An 18,243-nucleotide genomic window follows, 5' to 3' on the forward strand; every position below is an offset into this window, starting at 1 on the left:
AGCTCCCAAAAAGGTCCGGGGAAACGACAACCGGCATCCCCGGACAGTCCGCCGGCCATCGCCAGCGTCTGGTAGCCACTATAAGAATCCGCGCCCTTCGCCAGAAGCGCTCGTCGGGAAAATCACCTTTGCGGAGAACGGCATGCCGGGCTGGAGACAGGATGAAGCAGGGAGGTGCTCCGGGAAGCTGGCGGATAGTCTGGCCGCACGGCTGCGCCAACGGGTGCCTGGAGGCAGGAAGCAGTCGTCACGCTCGGACCCGGCCAAAGCGATCTGCTTGCTCCGGACGGCTGCTTGGCGAGCAGCCGGACCCGTTCTCTCTCGCGCGTTCCGCCGTTCTCTCCTGGTTCGTGCGTCTCCATTGTCCAACTCAATATTGGTACGTCAGTTGGACGCCAGCCGTGACACCCGCTGTATGGAAAGCAGCAGGCTTGTACACGGGCGTGCCCAAGAACACGTCATACGAAGCCCCTCCGAGTTTCCGCGTTCCGATAGCGCCCCGCATGCCGATGACCGCGCCTGCCAGTTGCGTGCCAACCAGGCCCTGCGTGGAAGGTCCGTGCACCCTTCCGTAGTCCAACCCGACATAGAATGCTTGCCCGCTTCCACCGAGCGGCGCCTGCAGTTCGTTGCGCCAGTAGAACCCGCGTTCGCCCGCGAGCTGGTTTTCGCCATCGAAGCCACGCACGGTATAGCGACTGCCGATGGTCAAGTCATCGATGTAATAGAGTCGGTCGTTGGTGAACTGGCCGCGCAGCGTGGTCACATACCGGAACGGCTGGTCGGCCACCTTGAACGGCACGGACAGGTTGGCATCGAGCACCATCATGCGGAAGCGCCACGTCGGACCATCGTCGGCGGCCAGCGCATCGGATTGTGCACCGAATGCGCCGATGCCCTGGCGGAATGCCAGCGTGGCGTCGAGCTGCGACTGGCCGAAGTAATGGCGATCCGTGACGCCAAATTCCAGCATCGTGTTGTTCCGGTGCTGCTGCGGGATCTCCGTATCCTCGATGAAGCTCTTTCCGAAACGACGCGTCAGGCGCACCTGCATGCCGAACACATCGTTCTGGCCCCGGCTCAGCACGCGATGCAGCTTCAGGTCGACGGTCTCTGATTGCCCGCTGGAAACGAACGTCGTATTGACGCCGGCAATCTGCTGAAAGTAATTGCTGCTATAGGCGGACAGCGTGGCCGTCCAGTACCCCCACGGCACAGAATAGAAACCATTCCAGCCCCGCGTGCCGTGCGCCTTGTTGCTGAACATCAGATCCTGGTTGTAGCCGACGTTGAACATGTCGTTCAGGCCCAGGGGATTGTCGATACCGACGCTGAGGTTGCCCTGCCACTTTCCGGTGGAACGCGAGCCCGAGTTATCGACCGAGGCCACCAGCGTCCAGGGCTTGTTGCGTTTCACCGCGATCACGACATCGCTGCGGCCCGGCACAGAGGTGGGCACGATCCGCATATCGACGTCCTGGTTCGCCACGCGCTTCATCTGCTCGAGCCCCTGCTCAAGATCGCGCAGGTTCAGCAGCTCACCCCGGGAGGTCGGGAACGCGGTCTTCCACGTGCCCCAGATATCCGGCTCCGCAAAGCGAATTTCTCCGATCACCCCCGGAATCAACGCCAGTTTGAGCGCACCGGAGGACAGGTCCTGCTGAGGCACCAGTACCCGCGTGGTGACATACCCCCTCGACAGGATCGTCTGCGATAGACCCTTGACCAGCATCTCCACGCCCTGCTGGCCGACACATTCGCCCTGATAGTGATTGAGCCATTGCAGCGCAAACGCAAACGGGTCCATCGGCAGCGCCGACGCACCGCGCGCCTGAAGATCTGTGGGCAGATCCCGTGGGACTTCGAGCAAGAACTGGCTGATGCGGAAGCACGGCGTCTCCGTCGGCAGCTCAGGAAACTCCGCGCGGGCAATCGCTTCGGCTCGGACCGTCGGCTTTTGCACGAGCGCTGCGCGCTCGCGCGCTTCCTGCTGCTGGCGAGTGCGTTGATCTTGTTCGGCATTAGACAGCGCGGCGGCCTGTCCTGGGCTGGGTGGAACCTGAGCCATCACATGCGACGGGATACTCGAAAGACCCATCGCGAGTGATGCAGCAGTTGCAATGTGCAGCGGTTTGAAAGACATCGGAGTAATGAAGACCCGGCGGATGCCTTTGCACCCGCTCAAACAACGGAAAATGGATTTGATCAACAAGGAGCCAGAACGGATACGCTTCTCTAGAACGTGACGCAGGCGAAGCTGGCTTGTGGCGACTCAGTTGCCTTGGATATCTAAATTGCTCACCGCGGCTCCCACGCTTCTACAAATTCGCCAAGAAGACGACACACTTGATCGTTCGAGTCAATCTCAAATCGTTTCGGCAAATGCAACACCACAGCATTGGACAAGCCAGCTACTTGGGGAATACATGCCGCATGAAATAGACACGAAAGAGACCGGCTCGCTGGTTCCTCCGTTCCAGGCGGATACGGAGTACCCCAGTTCCTCAATGACGTCGCCACCAACGTCTTTCCTATGCCTTCCTTTCGGCAGCAGGGCAACCAGTGATCAAGGGAGCTTCCCGCAAGCCGATCAGCACTAAGTACCTACTTTCGGGAATGTCTCCTCTTTCGCCAACCAGTGAAGTCAGGCGACAAAGTCGCAACTTCACTCAAGAAGCGCTGAACTCTCGTGGCACAAGACTCCATGCCTTCTTTTCGAGTGCCCCAGTATGCAGCAGCAAGAAATGATTCGACTAGCGTGCATCGTCTCATGAAAGCGCGCCTGGGATGTGGGTATGCTACCGTTGCCAAGATGCACCGCCAGGACAGGCTGGTGAGAAGAACCACAGCCCTCCGTCCATTTCCGCGTCATTCGATGGGAATGCTTTCCGAAACAAATAAACTTGCGCTTCAGTGCTGCCCAGAAGAGAAGCATGCGTCGTCAGATCCATCAAAATTATACGTTTTTCAGAAAGTAACCTATTCAAAACCCAAAGAAAGCCATCGCGCCTTTCTTCAAATGACTGCAAACGGTGCGGCAAGAATTTGCTCCCGAACGGAGACGAAAAATAATCCCAGATGGAATCTAGCTCCATATCCTCGCACCCCTCCGCGATGAACTCATACTGAGCATTGGACAGCATCGACACACTCCTATTGGAACTTTATTTCCATGCACGATCGTAAGCACCACGGATTATATCGAAGGGGTGTTGATCATTTCTACTGTCCATCTCGCCTATGCCCCTGATGTACCAACTGCTGAACTCGAACGAAAGAAAACACGGTCGGCGTCGCGAGCGATCGGCAACCCCGTACCAAAATATTCTGACGACCTAACGCCTTGCTCTGACGAAGAGCAGCCAGAACGATCTCTGCACATTCGCGCGCAGTGCGTTCAGTCTTCATGTTCCGCACGGCCAGGGACACTTGCGGTATTACTCGAACTATGCGATGTATAAGGTGCCGCCGAGCAGCACGTGCTGGGTGGCCGCAACAGGAAGATCGGACGGCGCTGGCGTGGTGGTACTGATGTACAGTGCACAATCCAGGTATGGACCATGCTCGGTCCGCCTAGCCCGCGCGGAATGCGATGTGACAATTGCCCAATCTGACTCCCAAGCTTCGGCAAATGCGCGCAAGAGATTGCAGACTTTCTCATTCGAACCACCATCGAATCGTTGTGGAAGATCAAGTATCACAGCATTCGGCAGCCACCTACGGAAGAATACAGGCCACATTTGATTGATAGGCCAGAAACATTCTCTTTATCTCCTCCATTCCAAGCCGACATGGAATATCCAAGCTCATCAATAACGTCGCCGCCGATATCCCTCCGATTTCCTCCCTTTGAAAGCAAGGACACTAACGCTTCTAGCGAATCTGCCGTGATGCGCTCAGAAGCCAGTGCATCTTTCTTGCTTTGCCCTCTCTTTCGCCAACAACTAAAGTCGGGTGATACGATCTCAATCGCGGCCAGAAGCCTCTGGGTTCTGGCCGCGCAGGATTCCACGCTCTCTTGCCGTGCGCCCCAATACGCTGCGGAGTAAAAAGATTCCACTTTCGTCGTATCCTTTACTGTAGTGGCTGAATGACGATTTTGATGCCATTCACACCGTTGCGTTCGAATAGGTGCTGCATAGCCGTGGCAGCAGCAGGCTCTGCAACAACCCATTGGACTGGTTAATTTGGCTCTGCGCTTGGTTGACAAGGCTCTCTTGACCACCAAACCTAGGCTGGAACTGGCCGGTCAACAGGCCACGGTCCAGCATGTCCTGCCGGCTCAGCACCTTGCCTTGCCGTAGGTCGTGAGGAAGATTTCCACGCATCCGCGTGCGGTGCGATTAGGCGCTATGTCTTGCAGTTACCGTAGCCAGAACGGCTCGCCTTCTAGGGCGTCGTAATCTTCCAGAGGCTTACTCTTGTCACGAGCGAATCCTGGTAGGTCGGAGATGACCACCCTCACTGGTTGATAAATATTAAAGACTTCGACAAAAGATTTTGCCGAACCACATGCTTTCACGAAATTCTCGAAGAATCTGCTGAATACTTCCGCCAAGGTCGGCTGATAAGGATCTAACCAGCTCTTTTGGGGATCACCTATCATCTTCGAATCCCACTTGACGCCCGATTTGGCAGGAACCTGCGCAAAAATCTGCCGCACCTGTTCCATCAGCACCAACGTCTCGTCAAGCTCCTCTCGCCGAAGATAGCGGCGATACAGCCGATCTGTGAGGAGACTCCAGTCCTGTTCCTGGTGGTCATTTTCTGCGTAGGTCTTCAAGCAACCAAAGAACAGTGCCACATCCGGAGCAGGTCCGAGTTCATAGATCGAATGACCTCCATGAAATCCAATTTTTCTCATTGCGTTTTGAACTGTATCGCCGTTGGACTAATTATTCCGCCCGATTTTTTCAAAATTCCTCGGATAATTAATTTCTGCACCGCCAATGCCGTGGCACGTAGAATAGACGCGCGGTTTCCAGAATGGGATGGACACCCTGCGGGAACATCCTTGACTCACGGCAGGGGGACAACAAATAAATCAATCTACAGAGGATCAAACTTTCGCCAAGTACGTATCTCGAACTGATCTTATATCGGTGACGAGGTCATCGTCGTCGAAAGGTTTGCCATCACCGCTTCGCGCCTCGAATCCTTTGACCGCCTTCTTAAGCTCGCAGAGTACATCCTGCGTGGCGACAACAAACCTTGGGACTCATCCCGCTGGCACCGTTTGTAGCGACAAGTTTTGACTGTGTGCGAACGCCTCCACCGACAGCTTACGAATCCTCTGTCTCTCGTCGATCTGATCAAGCGCCGCTTGAATCTCCGCCAACAGACGCTCTACATTGGCTCTCGAAGCACCGATCCGTGTTTCGAACTCAAATACGTCAATGCCGTTGCAAGCCTCGTTAAGAGCCGCATTGAGAACAAGCAATTCATCTTGGCTAAGCTCGACCTCGACATCGTCGGAAATTCGTTTTATCTTCATAGTTATCTCAAGTTATTAAAATACGCCTTCCCATTCGTCGGCTTAAATGCGGTTCCGCCATCCGCCGCATTAGGGTTCCGAATGACAACCATACCGAAAACATCGTCCCAATATGCAGAACGACCGTTGCTCAGTTGCTTCTTCGCCGAAGGGTTATTGAGTATATTTTCAATCTGATCAGCAAACTGCTGTTGCGTCGTGATCAAACCACCGAATTCATTCTGATTCCTTTTCTTCGTCTTTTGCCGGCTTGGTATCCTTATGCAACTGCCGATTGTAGGCATCCGCCAGACCAGTCGCCCCCGCAGCAGCCGCGCCGTTCGCACCACCGCCATCCAGGAGCGGCATCGCCTGCTGGATCGTCTGCGCTGCCAGTTGGCGCTCGGCCTGTTGGTCTGCCACCTTCTGTGCATCAAAGATCTTGCCGATGCTCTGGTTGGCGTTGGCCGTGTCCCGGTCCAGGCTGGCAACCGTCTGGTCTGCCGTCTTGCCCGTCATGGCTTCCTGGCCAGCGTTGTCCGTATGGTCACAGTACCCGACGCGATGGCACTTCGCGTCACGCCGGAAGCCGATCCGGTGCTGGGCGCAACCGCTTGGCCCATTACCGTCGTCATGGCGGAATTCGTCAGGTTTTTGGAAGCAATTCGCAAAGCCGATCAAATACGTCTATTTCAATTAGCCCCTATTCTAGCAAGCCGGATAGATAGCCGTGCCAGATCAGTACAACGGTCTCGGTTGCTCGCCGCCTTGCATGTTGACGTTCTATCCTTTCACGCAACTCGATTTCCGTTGGATATCCATTAATCATAGCTGTCATTGTGGTAACCTCAAACGTATATTTCCCCCTGATGAGTAATGATCGTAACGCTCTGAATCTTGGCGCCGGATCTGGAATCCGCAGAATATGCACGATTTACTCTGCACTAGGCAATATCAGCCGTCATGCCTGGCTGATTTCGTGCGTCAAAATAATATCCGGAGACTGCCCGCGTGCATCCATTGCTGTACTGGATATCGCCTTCGACAACCCGTCAGATGTCTGACTTACAACACCCGTCATCGTCTTCAACTCATACGTCGTTCCCTCAATGAGGAAACCCGCCGCCCTTCCAGCATTGGACGAAGGTGTCACCTGAACCGTTCGGCCACCTGCAACCAATTTGCCTGCAAAGCTCTGTTCTGCCGCCGTTAGCCCATCAACCGAACCGATCAGCTTTCCTGGAGCACTTGCACTCGGCTTTTGCGCGGCATTCCCGATGTTCTTCCCGGCCATTCCTGACATCGCAGCGCCAAGAGCAGCATCTGCTACAGCCGCGACACTCTGCTTACTCGCCTCAATCAGTTCCGCCCGGAAAGCCCCACCGGAGTTCCACAGGTCTCCACCATCCTCGCTCTTTACCAAGCGGCACAGTACGCCGTGTGCAAATCTATGTGGGCAGTCTCGCGCCATGGCAGATTCCATCATGGCTAACAAAGATGGGCCAATTCCCGACAACAGAGTAATCAATATCACCTGTTTCGATGAAGCGACGTGTCTGATATGGAAAGTACCATCCCCCATCGGCCTCCCGAATCCCGGCGTCGACGATCACATACAGATCATCCTTGGGAGGAGTCATCTTTTCCTGCAGATATTTCTCAGCGATCTTCCTGGCTTCTGCAACACCCATAATAATTCCCCTAGTTGATGACCCCAAAGCGGATATTCGGGAACCTGCTAAAGTTAGCTGCGCCCGAACCACCTGTTTGCCCATCTATATAGTTTACCTTGCCGCCTTGAACTACTGCATTCCAGACATGAGCCGTTGCTCTTTGGGTATCCATCCCATAGACCACCGCCCGGGTCCCTTCTCCTGCGCCAAGCAGAGTGTCTTCAACGTTTGTCCTTGTCGTCCAGCCACTCATTTTGGTGTTGTATAGGCCGTTCAACTCATTAAATGGAAGAGGTTCGGAACGCGGTAGCGCACTTGCCTTTGCTCCGGTCGCAAGCTGATTGTCAACAACATATACGCAATTGGTGCAGTTCTGCGTCGAGCCAGTAGGATTCACGTCTTTCACAGATCCTGCCGGCACAGAGTTACTGCCGTCAACGCGTACGTTTCCGAGTCTGCCAGCCAACCCTGTCATTGCTGCACCAAAAACAGCATCCGCTCCAGCTGCCATACTCGGCTTACTCGCCTCAATCAGTTCCGCCCGGAAGGCCCCGCCGGTGTTCCACAGGTCCTCGCGTAGCCGACTGTCCAGTTGGGTGCGCTGTGTACCATTGAGCCGCGCCGTGGCAACTTCGGGGTCTTCCAGCCATTTGCCTGTCGTCTGATCATAGGACACCGGCACCCCGGCCGCATTGGCTTGTGCCTGCGTATCAAAGCTTTTCAGGTCTCCCGTACCAACCTGGTCATTTCGATACACGACGCGAATCGCGTAGTAGATCTCGTCCTGCGTCATCTCTGCGTACTTTGGATCCTTGGCAAGCTCGGCCGCCTTGATACGCAGGTCCGCATCGCTCACATTGTGCAACTGCCGATTGTAGGCATCCGCCAGACCAGTCGCCCCCGCAGCAGCCGCGCCGTTCGCACCACCACCACCTACCGCCCCTGCCGCCACCATCCCAACAGCCTGCAACACGGCATCGCGAGTCGGCTTGTCAAGACCAAGCGTGCCCAGGCTCTCATCGAGCACGGCGATGGCCGCAGTCCCCGCTGCGGTCGCCGCTGCACCCTTCGCAAAATCCCCACCCACCAGCGACGTTAGCAGCCCACCGATCAGCCCGTGCACTGCCACCTTGATCGGTTCAGACTGGTTCTTGAGCAGATCGCCAACCGCCTTATCCAGGAGCGGCATCGCCTGCTGGATCGTCTGCGCTGCCAGTTGGCGCTCGGCCTGTTGGTCCGCCACCTTCTGTGCATCAAAGATCTTGCCGATGCTCTGGTTGGCGTTGGCCGTGTCCCGGTCCAGGCTGGCAACCGTCTGGTCTGCCGTCTTGCCGGTCATGGCTTCCTGGCCAGCGTTGTCCGTAATGGTCACAGTACCCGACGCGATGGCACTTCGCGTCACGCCGGAAGCCGATCCGGTGCTGGGCGCAACCGCTTGACCCAGTACCGTCGTCATGGCGGAATTCGTCAGGTTCTGGGTTAAGGTCGAACTGCTATCGAAGCTCCCCCCAATCGTCGAACTGTCGCTCCTGTAATCGGCAGCATTCTGCAGGTCGCTGGTCGTGAGCGTGCCGGTGATGAGTTGGTTTTTCGTCTGATCGGCAGTACTGGCAATCACGGCCCCCTTGAGATCCGTGTTGCCCTTGACGTTCACATTGAAGCCGCCGTTACCCGCGTAGATGCCGCTTTGCTCCACCACCGATGTGTACGTGCTGTCGGTATTGCCCTTGCTCGTGCTGGCGCTGCCGCTGACGGTCGTGCCGGCACACAGCGGCGGCACGCAGAGGCTGACCTGGGCTCCGGAAGAGGATTGCTGGCTATGGTAGTTGTCGGTGTCCTGCTGGCTCGCAATATTCAGGTTGCGGCCCACGTCGGCCACGACCGTCTGGCCGATGGCCTGTGCGCCCTGCAGGTTGGTATCGCGCCCGCTCGATACCGTCAGCGTATCGCCGGCCGTCACGTGGCTATTCTGATGCGTGACCGAATCGCCGTTGGCATTGCCGTGGTTCTGGCTCGCGGCCGCCTCAATGGTGAAGCCGTTCTGCTGACCGCCCAGCCCAAAACCCACCCCGATGCTCGCACTCGATCCGCTGCTGGAACTGTTCTGGCTGGAGGCGTCTTGCGCGCTCTGCAGATTCACGTCGCGCGCTGCCGACAGGGTAACGTTCTTGCCCTCGATCTGCGCCCCGTGACCGGTGATATCGCCATCGGTGGCGTAGCCATCCGTGCCCGTGCCCCCCGAACCGGTCGCCACAATGGTGACGTTATTGCCCCCGGTCACCGTCGTCCCCTGCACGCTGCTGCTCTGGGTATGTGACTCGCTTTGCTGGCTGCCGCCACCAATACTCACCGTTGCCTTGATGAGCGCGCTGCCGCCGTTGCTGTTGCCGGGATTGCCGGTCTTGTCTACCCCGACCGGTTTCGCACCTGAGGCTGCGTTATACGTATTCAGCCCTGCTATGGCAGCCTGCGTGGCATACAGCGCAGCGACCTTGTCGCTCTTGCCATCTTCTACCGCGCGTGCGGCATTCTCCGCCGCCTGGGCTGCCTGCACGCTGTAGCCCGAGAGCGCCAGCGTCACACCATATTGGCTGGATTTGTCCCGCTGGTTGGTGGCGCTGGTATCGGTGCCCGGATCGAGCACGACATTCTTGCCGACCATCGTCACGTTCTGCCCAGCCGAGATGTCCGCACCCTTGGCCGTAATATCGTCCCTCGCGACGATGGAGACGCTACCGCCATTGCTGGCGATCTGGCTGCGGATCGTGTTCTGGCTGGTCTGCGCGGTATCCAGGTGATGCGAGCTCGTCTGCACGCCTACCGTGCCGGCGTAGCCGCTACCGCCCAGATCCCCGATCTGACGGCTGGAGCTGTCCTGCCGCTGGCTCTGGCTGTCCTGGCCGGACAGGATGTCGATCTTGCCCTGCGTGGCCGATAGCGAGACATCGTTGGTACCCGCAATGCCGCTGCCGGTAATCTGTATATCGCCGGTGCGGCTGGTCACTGTGACATCCTTGCCCGTCACCAGGCTGGCGTTCTGCCTGGTCGCGGACGAATCGCCACTGCCATTGGCCGACTGCGAGCCATAGGGGAACAGACCCACGCCGCTGTTGTTCGGCCCGCCACCAATGTTCCGCCCGATATCGCCCAGGCTCGGTACGGCCGTGCTGGCATGCCAACCGCCACTGCTGGAGGCCGATGACGACTGGAAGGTATCTATCGAAGTCGCAATATTGACGTTGCGCTGCGCGTCGAGCGTGGCTGTCCCGCCCGCCGTGACGGAGCTGCCGGAGAGCAGAATGTCACCGCTTAGCGCCTTGCCGTCGGTATCGGTCTGGCCATCTCCAGTCGCGCGCAGCGTCACGTTCCCCGCGCCGGACAGGCTGCTGCCCTGGTGCGTCACCGAATCCGTGCTGGCCGAGTTGTCACTGTGGCTGCTGCCTGCCGTGATCGCAAGCTGCGGCATTGTTGCCGCCGAGGCACCGATCTCATTCAGGGTCTGCTTGGCGCGCGTCACCCCACTAGCACTCTTCTGTGCGGCCGACAGATTCCGCGCGGTGTCCAGTGGCGTGCCCACCAGCGCCACGCCGAAGCCGCTGGAATGGCTGCTCTGGCTGGTCTGCTCGCTGACGTGATCCACTCCGGCCGTCACGTTGATGTTCTGCGCCTGAATATCGATATTGCCGGCGACAGAATTGCCGGGCGTCGCCCCGGCGATCACATCGCTGCCGATAATGGCCACGCTCTTGCCAGCGTTAATGGTCACGTTGCCATCGGTCGCCCCGACCGTCGAGCGCGCGTCGCTCTGCGTCACCGCCAGCACATGGCCGCTTGCGCTGCCGCCGCTGCTGCCCACCGACACGCCGATGCCGCCGGCTCCCGCGAAGGCGGACACGCCAGACTTCGATTCCTCGTGCGAGACGCTGGATTCCCGCACGTTCTGGCCCGCCGTGATGACCACGTTGCCCTGGGTGGACTGGAGATTCACCGCATCCGAGCCAATGACCGCACTCTGACGGATCGTGACGTCGTTGTTGGCCTTCAACCCAACGCTATCGCCCGCGAGCGTGCTACCCACGCCCAGGTCCTCATGGCTGCTGCTCTGGTCGTGCGTGGAGCTGCGCGAAAGGAAACCGCTGCTGCGGGTGCGGCTCTCCGACGCGGCATCGTGTACCTCGCGGGCTTCGCTCACTGTCACGCCGTCCGTTGCCACAACCGCCAGCGTGCCGCCGCCCTTGCCGTCATTACCTGCGGACACGGCGCTACCCGTGATCGCGACGCTGCCCGACCCGGTCGTCGACGCCGCAGTAATGCCGTTCGCGGCGAGAGCCGTGGCGGCCAGCGTGGATTGCCCCGCGCCGATCGAGACATTGCGGCCCGCCTGGACGTTGCTGCCCTGCACCGTTTCGTCATACGACGATTGGGTGTAGCTCGATTGCTGCCGGTTCGATTGCGCCGCTTCGCTGTGCGTATGCGCATCGGTCGCATTGACGATGGCAACGTTCTGCCCGGCAACCAGCGCCGCGTTGGCACCCGACTGGACGTTGGTGTTCGTCAGCGTCATGTCTCGGCCGGCGACGGCGGTGACGCTTTGGCCGGCCTGTACGGTACTGCCCTGATTGACGACGGTCTGGTCGTGCAGATAGTCCTGTCCGCCATGCGCGGTGGCATCCTGGGTGGTGCCCGTCGCCACGGTACCGAAGCGCATGTCCCGGCCCGCGCCCAGCGCGAGGTCGTTGCCGGCGCCGAGCGTGGCGCCCGTCGACGTCAGGTCGCGCCCGGCCATCACGGCCACATTGTTCGTCCCCGAGATCGACGCCACCGCGCCAATCCCGGTGGCGCTCGCGCTATTGCCGTTGGCAAGCACGGTGGTATTCGTGATCGTCTGCGATTCATTGACGACATCGCGGCCGGCGGCGACCACCACATCCTGTCCGCCAATGCGGCCGCCCAGGTTGCGCACGTCCTGCGTCGCGCTCACCACGGTCGTACCGGTGCCTCCGATGCTGCCCCGATTGACGATATCGGTACCCACCACCTGCGTGGCGATGTCACCGACGATCGTTCCGCTGTTCTCCACGTTGCCGGCAGCATTGATTGACACGGCATTGCCGGCGACCAGCGCGCCCGTTGACTGCAGGTCCACACCGTTGCCTTGTGCCAGATACACCTTCGGCACCAGCACTGATTGTGTCGTGCCATCGGGCAACGTCACGTCCTGCGACACCATCCACACCATATCGGTGGTGAGCTGGCGCATCTGCTCGTCGGTCAGGCCCACACCCGGCGTCAGGTTGAAGGTCTTGGCATAGGTGACGCCATTGTTCATCAGCGCCTTGTACTCTTCGAGCTGGTCGGTGTAGCCCGCCAGGAACGTCCTGCCCGTCAACTGCGTGACCTGATCGCGGATCAGCTTCTCCTCGTAGAAGCCATCGCCGAGGCGCTTCTGCGCCTTCTGCGGATCGAGCCCCAGCGCGTTGAGCATATAGTCGCTGGAGATGAAGTTCGTGTACTGCGTGAAGCGCGGGTCCGTGGCGACGAGGTACGTGTCGCCCGGCGTCGTGCGGATGGTATAGAGGCCGTTGGTCGGCAGTCTCAGGTTCGGGATCCCGCCCCGGGCCGTCCCGAGCGTCTGCGCGGGCCGGGCTTGCCCGGTCACACCTGTCACCGCGCTAGCCCCGCCCGCACTGACCGCAGCCGCGCCGCCTGCGCTACCAGAGACGCCTGCCAGCTGCGTGCCGCTTGCACCTCCCCCCGTGACACTGCTACCGGTGACGGCCGCACCCACGGCATTGACCGACGCCACGGTCACGTTCTGAGCCGTGGTCTGCACCGTCTGATTGGCCGTGGCAATGGCGGGCAGCGCCATCACCGTAGTTGGCGCCTGCGGCTCGCCGGGGAGCGCCACAACTTGTATGTCCTGGCTGCCGCCGGTACGCTGGTGCCAGTAGAAAGTCGAGGTGTCCTCGGTCGTCACCGTCTGCTGAAGCACCGTACCGACATCCTGAACCCCGCCATTGGCTGCCACCCGGACCAGATTCCCGCCCGCCGCCATGGTCGAGGACTGGTTCAGGATATTGCCGCCATTGCTATTGATGCGGATGCTGCCGCCCGCCTGGATCTTCGCCGGGTCAGTGGCGCTGACGAGCTGGTCCGTTGCCGTCATGGTGACGGTGGTGCGGGAGATCTCGTTGTAGTCGTGCCCGAAGTTCGCCTGCCGCACCAGATCCGGGCGGATATTGACGTTCGGGTCCCAGTCAGGCCAGAACGTAATGCTGTAGGTCGTACCGTTGTCCGTGATCGACTGGTAGTACTGTGTCGGATTGACTGTCAGCGGGCGCGTGCAGATCAGCGTACTCGGATCACAGTTCGCCCCCGTCGGCATGCCGTTGTATTCCTCGATCGGGGATTGCGTGAAGGACAGCGTCTGGCTGGTGGTGTTCAGGCTCGTCACCGTCGACTTGTCCACGGTCACCGTGACTGGCGCGCGCAGCGCGTTGGTTTGCGGTGTGCTGATCTGCGCGTTCTGCGCACTCCAGTTCCAGCCCGGGAAGGTGACGCTGGAATGCGAGTTCAGGTCGATGTCAATGAGTCCCGCTTGCCAGAGCGTGAGTGTCTGGACCGCAGTCTGCACGGGCGTGCCAGGCGTGGTCACGATGCTCGTTCGCGTGTTGCTGACCTGATTGGCGGCGATGTCGATATCGCCATCGGCCTCGATGTTGGCCGAGCGATTGATGAGCGTATTGACCTGGTTGGCCAGCAGTCCCGTGTTGGAGTCGCGCGTGCCATCGCGGGCGATTTGCAGGTTGCCCGCGCTGTAGAGCGTAGCCCCCTCGAGGTTTTGGACGGAGTTGGTCGCGTAGAGCTTCAGGTTCTGGACCGCCGCCATCAGCGCCGCCGCACCATTGTTGACGATGTCCGTTCCCTGTGCCTGGACGTTGTTGCCGATCACCGTGCCGGTGTTGACCACCGTCGGGCTGCCGATCAGGACTGCGTCACCCTCGATGCGTCCGGCATTCGACACGACGTTGCTGGCCGTGACGGTGGTATTGGCAGAGTTGATATCGGCGCCGGCTGCATTTACCACATTGGCCCCGGAGACAGTCAGGGCGCCTGCCGCCGCCAAGGTCGCGGTATTGGCGAGCGTGCCGCTGGCGGCGACCCGCATATCCCTGTTGGCGCGCAGCAGATTGCTCGCATCGTTGGTGTAATCCCCGGCCACGTTCAGCGTCAGGTCGCGCCCGGCGATCATTGTCCCGCTGCCGGACACGGCACCGCCCACGACGACATCCTGGTTCGCCTTCACCGCGCCGCCCAGGTTGGACAGGGATGCCACATTGAGCCTCACGTCCGTGCTACCCAATACCTGGCCACCGGCGTTGTTGAACGTCGCGCCAGCCTGGTTGAGCGTCAGGCTCTGGCCATATAGCGTGCCACCACGATTGTCGAGCTGCGACGTGATGTTCAGGGCGAGTGCGCCACCTGCCGCCACCAGCCCACCCGCGGTGCCATCGGTGTTGTTGGCCAGCGCCTGCGCACCGATGGTGACATCACCGTTGCCGCCGAGCTTGCCCGCGGTGTTGGTGAATGCATTCGTCGCCGTCACGGTCGTCACGCCATCGCCGGCATTGACCAGCAGGCCCCGAGTATTGTCAACGCTGGTGGCCGAGATGTTGACCTCCCCATGAAGGCCATTGGCCGCCAGCTTGCCGCCCTGGTTGACCACGGCCCCGGTCGCGACCGCGGCGAGGTTGCCGGCGGTCTGTGCCGAGCCGGCGGTATTGTCCACGGTGCCACCGCTGGCTAGTGTGAGTCCGGTCTGGCCGTATATGCTGCCTTGCCGGTTGCCGAGATTGCCGCTCGTGATTGCAGTCGCCGTACCCTGGGCGGTGATCGTGCCCTGACTGTTGTCGAGCGTCGTGGCCTGCGCCTGCAGGCTACCGTTGGTCTGGATCGCGCCCGCGGCATTGGCGAGGGTTCCCTGGCTTGCCACTGCCAGCGTACCGGTGCCCGCGTGCGCCACCGACCCGCTGTCATTGACCAGGGTGCCGGCGCCAATGGTCAAATTGGCGCCATTGGCCGCGATGATGCCGCCCGTGTTGTCGAGCTTGGCGCCGGCGGTAACGATTGTGTCATTCTGACCGTACTGCTTGATCGTGCCCCCACGGTTGGACAGGTCTCCTGCGGTCGTGACGTTGACGCTGTCGCCATCGAGCCAGCCATCTGTGTTGTCCAGGGAAGCCGCGCCCAGCGTCGTGGTCGCCGCCGAGATGAAACCGCCACGATTGCTCGTTGTCCCGGTGCTGGCCAACGACAGCACCCCACCGGCGGTCAAGCTGCCGGTGTCGTTGGCGATGGTTTGAGCGTTGAGGGTTGCGTCATCCCGGGCGGATATCACCCCCTGATTGACGATGGATGTGCCTGCATTCAGCGCCAGCGCGCCATTGCCGCCAATGAGCCCCGCCGCAGATGTTGCACCGGGTGCATTCAGGATCTGCTGCCGCGCCGTGACCTGGGTCAGGCCATCGCCCGCATTGGCGATGCGTCCGCCGGTGTTGTCAACGCTTGCGGCCGACACGGACAACGCTCCATCCGCACTGGCGGACTCGATGCGCCCGCCCGCGTTGGTCAGTGCGCCCGCAGCTTGCAGGGTGAGTCCATCGCCCGCATGCAGGGTCGCGCTGGTATTGTCCACCGCGCCTTGTACCGTGAGCGCCAGCGCCTTCTGAGCCGATACGGTGCCGCCAGCGCCGTCAAGCGATCCGAGCTGTGCGGTCAACGCGCCGTTGGTCTGGATGACACCGCCCGCGTTGATGACTGGACCTTGACTGGCCATCGCCAGCGTCCCTGCACCGGCGTGGGAGACCTGGCCACCGTCGTTGGTCAGGCTGCCCGCATTGACCGTCAGGTTCTGGCCATTGGCGGCAATGGTGCCTCCCGTGTTGTCCAGCTTGCCGCCTGCGGTGATGCTGGTATCGGCCTGACCGTACTGCTTCAGACTGCCGCCCTGGTTGATCAGGTCGCCCGTCGCCTGGATGGCAAGCTGACCGCCTTCGATCTGGCCAGCAGTATTGTCGAGCGACTGGGCGGCGACGGCGACGCTGCTCCCCGATACCACGCCTTGACGGCTGCTCATGCCGCCAGCGGCGGTTGCCGTGAGCGCGCCACCCGCGCTGAGCGTCCCGGTGTCGTTGTTGAGCGAGGCGGCATGCACCGTGGCATCGCCCTGCGCGTTGACCTGGCCGTGATTGATCAGGCCACCGGCGGTCAATCGCAGGTTCCCGTTGCCGCCAATGACGCCGCCTTGGGCGCCGCTGGCAGTGGTGCCAGCCGTATTGATGAGCATGCCGGCCGTCTGGATCGACAGGCCATCCGCATTGAGCGACACCATGCGCCCGGCCGTGTTGTCCACCGATGCGGCCGTGGCCGTGAGCGCACCGCCCGCCTGGACCGTGCCCTGCATATTGTTGACTGCGCCCGCCGATTGAATCGTCGTGGCGCCCTGCGACACGATCTGGCCACCCTGGTTGGACAGGCTGCCGGCGCTCAGGCTGGTGGCCGCGCCACTGGACATCTGGCCCCGGTCGTTGACGAGCGCCCCCTGCGCATTGACGACCAGGGCCGCGCCCGCGGCAGCCGTCGCCCCCGTCAGATCGAGATTGCCGGCGCTTGCGGTGAGGCCCAGATTGCCATTTGTCGCGGTCTGGCTGCCTGCCAGGCTGACACTGGCGCCCTGGATTGTGGCGTTCCCGCTTGCCAGGTTCCGGCCTGTGGCAGACACGACCCCGGTTGCGCTCACCGTCAGGTCGGCTGCCGGGCCCGGCGTGCCATCCGGGTTCAAACCAGCCGCGAGCGTGCCCGTCGATACCACACTCTGCGCATGGATGCCAAGCGACTGCTGCGCCGCCAGCGTGCCACCGTTGGAGAATGCACCGTCGGTGCGAAGCGAGGCAGCACCGGCCGAATACGTCGTGCCGCCATTGTCGATGCCGTCGCGTGCCGAGACCGCGAGATTGCCGGTGGTGTTCGTCTGGCCGGCCAGTACGAGCTTGCCTTGCGCGGTCAGCGTCAGCTCGCCGGCCTGCGCCGCCAGCACACCCCGATTCGAGACCCCGACACCAAGCTCCGTTGACGCCAGCAGGATCTTGTTGGCGTACATGCCGCCCAGTTCGCTCACGTCGATGCCGACCGCCGGGGCCGGTCCGTTGCCAGCGATCGCGCCAGCTGACAGCGCGTTGTAGTCGACCTGGTTCGCGCCAGCCACCACGTTGAGCCTGTTCGCATAGATCGCGGCATTGGCCTTGACCGCACGCGCGATCAGGTCCACCTGGTCGGTGCTCGCAGCATTGAGGCCGGCGCCCTCGACGCTGATCTGGCCGCTGGTCACACGGAAGGCATCCAGGCTGCCACTGCCGCCGTAGACGGGCGTGCCGGTGGTCAGCGTCACGCGGCTGGTGTTGATGAAGCCTGCGCCGTCGACCAGCAGTCCGTTTGGATTGGCAATCACCACATCGGCCCGTCCCCCGGCCACTTCGAGGTAGCCGCGCAGCTGGCTCGGTGACGTGCTGTTGACCTGGTTGACGATGATCCGTGCCGAGCCCCCAGGCAGCAGATTGGGGTTGCCGTTGATGTAGCCAGCCTGCTGCGTGGTTGTGATCACCGGCGAGTTGTTGAGGATCGCCCCGGGCCGGTTGACGTCGAACTGCGTGTAGTGGTTCACCGACACCCCTGCCGAAGAGGGCCGCGTGATATTGACCTGCGGGAGACCATTGGCGGTCTGGATCACGCCCGGGCGATTGGCGCCGGCGCTCGGGTCGGCCACGATCTGCGCCCCGGCCACCATCGGCAGTCCCATGCAGGCCCACACCGCAAGCTGGATCGCCGGGATACCAATCCGGGTTGCGCCGGAGTTCGTCTTCGCTGTTCCTCCCGCCGGCGAGGCGGCGGCCCTGCCGGTCCCGGTGCTGCAAGCGGTTTCCGCCACGGCCATGAGCATGGCGCGTGTGCGATTGAAGACAATGCGGTAACAAAGACGATTCATGGCAACCCGGGAAGCTGGCGTGTCTAGCGGCAACGCGCTGAGATCCGCAGCAACCT

General features: G+C 61.0%; 10 protein-coding genes. All 10 read right to left on the bottom strand.

Features of this window, described 5'->3' with window-relative positions; all coding sequences use genetic code 11:
- Positions 1 to 370 precede the first annotated feature (370 nt).
- On the bottom strand, positions 371 to 2,068 hold the full coding sequence (locus tag AC3WXD_RS12725) for a ShlB/FhaC/HecB family hemolysin secretion/activation protein (RefSeq protein ID WP_492323896.1): 1,698 nt from the start codon (positions 2,066 to 2,068) through the stop codon (positions 371 to 373).
- A gap of 536 nt (positions 2,069 to 2,604) precedes the next feature.
- Positions 2,605 to 2,772 (bottom strand): Imm52 family immunity protein, encoded by a 168-nt coding sequence (locus tag AC3WXD_RS12730; RefSeq protein ID WP_492323845.1) that lies wholly within the window; start codon positions 2,770 to 2,772, stop codon positions 2,605 to 2,607.
- Between the two features lie 26 nt (positions 2,773 to 2,798).
- Positions 2,799 to 3,143, bottom strand: coding sequence for a DUF596 domain-containing protein (locus tag AC3WXD_RS12735; RefSeq protein WP_492323846.1), 345 nt, complete (start codon positions 3,141 to 3,143; stop codon positions 2,799 to 2,801).
- A 554-nt stretch (positions 3,144 to 3,697) separates the two neighbouring features.
- Positions 3,698 to 4,060, bottom strand: a complete 363-nt coding sequence (locus AC3WXD_RS12740) for an Imm52 family immunity protein (protein ID WP_492323847.1) — start codon at positions 4,058 to 4,060, stop codon at positions 3,698 to 3,700.
- 303 nt (positions 4,061 to 4,363) lie between these two features.
- Entirely contained in the window at positions 4,364 to 4,864 is a 501-nt protein-coding gene (locus AC3WXD_RS12745; protein WP_492323848.1) for a hypothetical protein, read from the bottom strand.
- A 354-nt stretch (positions 4,865 to 5,218) separates the two neighbouring features.
- A complete protein-coding gene (locus AC3WXD_RS12750) occupies positions 5,219 to 5,494 on the bottom strand; it encodes a hypothetical protein (protein WP_492323849.1) in 276 nt (91 codons plus the stop codon).
- A gap of 216 nt (positions 5,495 to 5,710) precedes the next feature.
- Complete coding sequence (locus AC3WXD_RS12755) at positions 5,711 to 5,992, bottom strand: hypothetical protein (protein ID WP_492323850.1); 282 nt, start codon at positions 5,990 to 5,992, stop codon at positions 5,711 to 5,713.
- A 442-nt stretch (positions 5,993 to 6,434) separates the two neighbouring features.
- Positions 6,435 to 6,896: a hypothetical protein gene (locus AC3WXD_RS12760; RefSeq protein ID WP_492323851.1), complete on the bottom strand. Its 462-nt coding sequence runs from the start codon at positions 6,894 to 6,896 to the stop codon at positions 6,435 to 6,437.
- Positions 6,897 to 6,921: 25 nt separating this feature from the next.
- The gene (locus AC3WXD_RS12765) at positions 6,922 to 7,248 is read right to left on the bottom strand and encodes a YrhB domain-containing protein (RefSeq protein WP_082079837.1); all 327 of its coding nucleotides are present in this window, start codon (positions 7,246 to 7,248) and stop codon (positions 6,922 to 6,924) included.
- Positions 7,175 to 18,142: a hemagglutinin repeat-containing protein gene (locus AC3WXD_RS12770; RefSeq protein ID WP_492323852.1), complete on the bottom strand. Its 10,968-nt coding sequence runs from the start codon at positions 18,140 to 18,142 to the stop codon at positions 7,175 to 7,177. The genes AC3WXD_RS12765 and AC3WXD_RS12770 overlap by 74 nt, the downstream gene beginning before the upstream one ends.
- Between the last annotated feature and the right edge of the window lie 101 nt (positions 18,143 to 18,243).

The organism is Cupriavidus sp. FW216-B1, assembly GCF_058789195.1.

Coding starts and splice junctions, on each gene's coding strand:
- AC3WXD_RS12770 (WP_492323852.1), bottom strand. CDS start 18,142: ATGCTCATGGCCGTGGCGGAAACCGCTTGCAGCACCGGGACCGGCAGG.
- AC3WXD_RS12745 (WP_492323848.1), bottom strand. CDS start 4,864: ATGAGAAAAATTGGATTTCATGGAGGTCATTCGATCTATGAACTCGGA.
- AC3WXD_RS12735 (WP_492323846.1), bottom strand. CDS start 3,143: ATGCTGTCCAATGCTCAGTATGAGTTCATCGCGGAGGGGTGCGAGGAT.
- AC3WXD_RS12730 (WP_492323845.1), bottom strand. CDS start 2,772: ATGAGACGATGCACGCTAGTCGAATCATTTCTTGCTGCTGCATACTGG.
- AC3WXD_RS12755 (WP_492323850.1), bottom strand. CDS start 5,992: ATGACGGGCAAGACGGCAGACCAGACGGTTGCCAGCCTGGACCGGGAC.
- AC3WXD_RS12725 (WP_492323896.1), bottom strand. CDS start 2,068: ATGGCTCAGGTTCCACCCAGCCCAGGACAGGCCGCCGCGCTGTCTAAT.
- AC3WXD_RS12765 (WP_082079837.1), bottom strand. CDS start 7,248: ATGGGCAAACAGGTGGTTCGGGCGCAGCTAACTTTAGCAGGTTCCCGA.
- AC3WXD_RS12750 (WP_492323849.1), bottom strand. CDS start 5,494: ATGAAGATAAAACGAATTTCCGACGATGTCGAGGTCGAGCTTAGCCAA.